At 72.1% G+C, this 2,976-nt stretch carries 3 protein-coding genes; 2 read left to right on the top strand and 1 reads right to left on the bottom strand.

What is annotated here, in order from left to right:
- Positions 1-82: 82 nt before the first annotated feature.
- Positions 83-1,048, bottom strand: coding sequence for a general stress protein (locus ACFWE2_RS25105; protein WP_377226928.1), 966 nt, complete (start codon positions 1,046-1,048; stop codon positions 83-85).
- Positions 1,049-1,121: 73 nt separating this feature from the next.
- On the opposite strand from ACFWE2_RS25105, the gene ACFWE2_RS25100 reads away from it, so the two are divergent.
- Both ACFWE2_RS25100 and ACFWE2_RS25095 read left to right on the top strand, forming a co-directional pair.
- Entirely contained in the window at positions 1,122-2,477 is a 1,356-nt protein-coding gene (locus tag ACFWE2_RS25100; RefSeq protein ID WP_377226927.1) for a magnesium transporter MgtE N-terminal domain-containing protein, read from the top strand.
- Entirely contained in the window at positions 2,470-2,967 is a 498-nt protein-coding gene (locus tag ACFWE2_RS25095) for a DUF1003 domain-containing protein (RefSeq protein ID WP_377226926.1), read from the top strand. The genes ACFWE2_RS25100 and ACFWE2_RS25095 overlap by 8 nt, the downstream gene beginning before the upstream one ends.
- Positions 2,968-2,976: the final 9 nt, after the last annotated feature.

The raw sequence follows: 2,976 nt of genomic DNA, 5'->3' as shown, positions 1-2,976 counted from the left end.
GTCGTTTGAGTGACCGATCTCAGGGCAACCGACCGAAGTCATACGGCTACCGTGCAACCGACCGAAGCCGACGCAGCCTGAGTTACTTCTGGTCGTCGCTCGGCGGGGCGTACGGGTTGGTGGAGCGGGGTGACGTGCGGGTCGTCCGCTCGTCGTCCTGGTCGTCCGAGCCGTCCTGTCGGTGGCCGTCCGAGGCTGATGCCGCCTGGTTCGGCGGGGTCGGCGACTCGGTCTGCGGCGCCGCGTCCGAGGGCGCGTCGGAGGGCACAGCGGTCGGCGCATCCGTCGTAGCTGCGGGCGTGGCCGCAGGTGTACCCGTCGGCGCCGCAGCGGCACCGGCAGCACCGGCACCACCCGCACCAGCACCAGCACCAGGCCGCATCGCGCCGTAACGAGGCTCGCCCGAGGGCGTGACCCAGCGCGGGTCCGTCGGGCGGGTCGGCGCGGCAGTGTGCTGCGCAGGCTCGGCACCAGCACCCGGAGCCCCCGGCGCCTGAGCGGCAGACGCCGGCGGCGTGACGGGCGCCGGGACGCCCACGGTGGCGGCGCCGCGCGACTTGCCCAGCCCGCCCGGCGAGCGCATCAGGAGCGCCCGCGCGTCGCTCGCGTGGTCGTGCCCGCAGAGGATCGCGTACGTCGCGGCCACGATCTGCGACGAGGACGTGAAGTCACGCCGTCCGCCGGTGAACGTGTACGACAGGATCGAGAACAGCAGACCGAACCCCGCACCGAGCGCGATGCCGGCGAACATCACCTGGAAGCCCGCCTCGCCCGCGAACAGGGTGATCAGCAGGCCCACGAAGAAACCGAACCAGGCGCCGGAGAGTGCGCCCGCGAGCGCCACCCGGCCGTACGTGAGACGCCCCGTGACGCGCTCGACCATGCGCAGGTCGGTGCCCACGATGGTGACGTTCTCGACGGGGAACTTGTTGTCGGAGAGGTAGTCGACTGCTTTCTGCGCCTCCAGGTAGGTGGAGTACGCGGCGACCTCGTCGCCGGCCGGCAGGGTCGGGACCTTCGGGACGGCACCCGGGCGAGACATGCTCATACCCCATAGTCTCCCCTACCTCGGCAGAAGTGGCGAGGAGCGTGGCCATGGGGCGAGTCGTAGGCTGACCAGCGTGAGCGCCAGCAGCAGGGTTTTCGTCGCACGTCTGGCCGGGACGGTGGTCTTCGACCCGATCGGGGACCAGGTGGGCCGGGTTCGTGACGTCGTCGTGCTGGTCCGGGCCAAGGGCGCGCCGCGTGCGGTGGGTCTGGTGGTCGAGGTCCCGGGCCGACGCCGCGTCTTCCTCCCCTTGACCCGCGTGACCAGCATCGACTCGGGCCAGGTGATCAGCACCGGCCTGGTGAACCTGCGGCGGTTCGAGCAGCGGGCCATGGAGTCGCTGGTGCTGGGTGAGCTGCTGGACCGCCGGGTGCAGCTCACGGACGGTTCGGGCGAGGTGACCATCGAGGACGTCTCGATCGCGCAGCAGCGCACCGGCGACTGGCTGGTGGACCAGCTGTTCGTGCGCCGCCGGTCCGCACGGGGGGCTGCCCCGTTCCGCCGTGGTTCCACCCTGACGGTCCCCGTCGACGCCGTGCAGGACCTCATGAGCCGGTCGCCGGAGCAGGGCGCCGCTCGTCTGCTGGAGGCGTACGAGGACATGCGCGCCGCCGACCTCGCGGACGTGATCCGCGAGCTGGCGCCGGCGCGCCGGCTGGAGATCGCGGGCGCACTGAACAACGAGCGCCTCGCCGACGTGCTGGAGGAGCTGCCGGAGGACGCCCAGGTGTCGATCCTGTCGGGTCTGGACCGGGACCGTGCGGCCGACGTGCTGGAGGCGATGGAGCCGGACGACGCGGCCGACCTCCTCAACGAGCTGCCCGACGAGCAGGCGGCACAGCTCCTGAACCTGATGGAGCCGGAGGAGGCGGCCGACGTCCGGCGTCTGCTGGAGTACGCGGAGGACACGGCGGGTGGTCTCATGACCACGGAACCGGTGATCCTGGGCGCTGACGACACGATCGCCACCGCGCTGGCCCAGATCAGGCGCGCCGAGCTGCCGCCGGCGCTGGCCTCCATGGTGTTCGTGGTGCGACCGCCGCTCGAGACGCCGACGGGCCGGTTCCTCGGCGTGGCGCACTTCCAGCGGCTGCTGCGCGAGCCGCCGCACGCCGCCGTCGCGTCGGTGCTGGACGCCGAGACCGAGTGGCTCACCCATGACGCCTCGGTGGGTCAGGTGACGCGTCTGCTCGCCGCGTACGACCTGCTCGCGCTGCCGGTGCTCGACGCCCAGCGCAGGCTGCTCGGCGTGGTCACCGTCGACGACGTGCTCGACCACATCCTCCCGGACGACTGGCGGGGCAGCGACGACGAACGGCTGGAGGCGGTCGCGCAGGCGGCCCCCTCGGCGCCCTCGGGACGCCGTGAGCCCGCGGGCGGCAAGTCGCCGCGACAGGAGCCGACAGGACAGGAGGCGAACCGTGGCTGATCGTCTGGACACCCCGCTCGCGCAGCGCCGCAGCCTGGTCCCCCGGTTCCGGCTGGACCAGGACGCCGTCGGGAAGGCCACCGAGGGCATCGCCCGCTTTCTCGGCACGCCCCGGTTCCTCATCTACCTCACGGGGTTCTGCATCGTCTGGCTGGCGTGGAACGCATGGGGCCCGGAGAACCTGCGGTTCGACAGCGCGGCGAACGGGTTCACCGCGCTCACGCTCATGCTGTCGCTGCAGGCGAGCTACGCGGCCCCGCTGATCCTGCTGGCGCAGAACCGGCAGGACGACCGCGACCGGGTCACCGCCGAGCAGGACCGGCAGCGCGGCGAACGCAACCTCGCGGACACCGAGTACCTGGCGCGCGAGATGGCGGCGCTGCGGCTGGCCCTGTCGGAGGTCGCCACCCGGGACTTCGTGCGCTCGGAGATCCGCAACCTGCTGGAGGAGCTGGAGGATAAGGACAGCGGACGGCCCTCGCACCCGTAGGTGCGAGGG

This window comes from Promicromonospora sp. NPDC060271 (assembly GCF_042726755.1).
Taxonomy (GTDB): Bacteria; Actinomycetota; Actinomycetes; order Actinomycetales; family Cellulomonadaceae; genus Promicromonospora.
Note: the sequence above shows the minus strand (reverse complement) of the source record. Positions and strands in the feature narration are given on the sequence as shown.

Excerpts from the sequence above, each read along its gene's own strand:
- ACFWE2_RS25105 (WP_377226928.1), bottom strand. The coding sequence starts at position 1,048 with ATGAGCATGTCTCGCCCGGGTGCCGTCCCGAAGGTCCCGACCCTGCCG.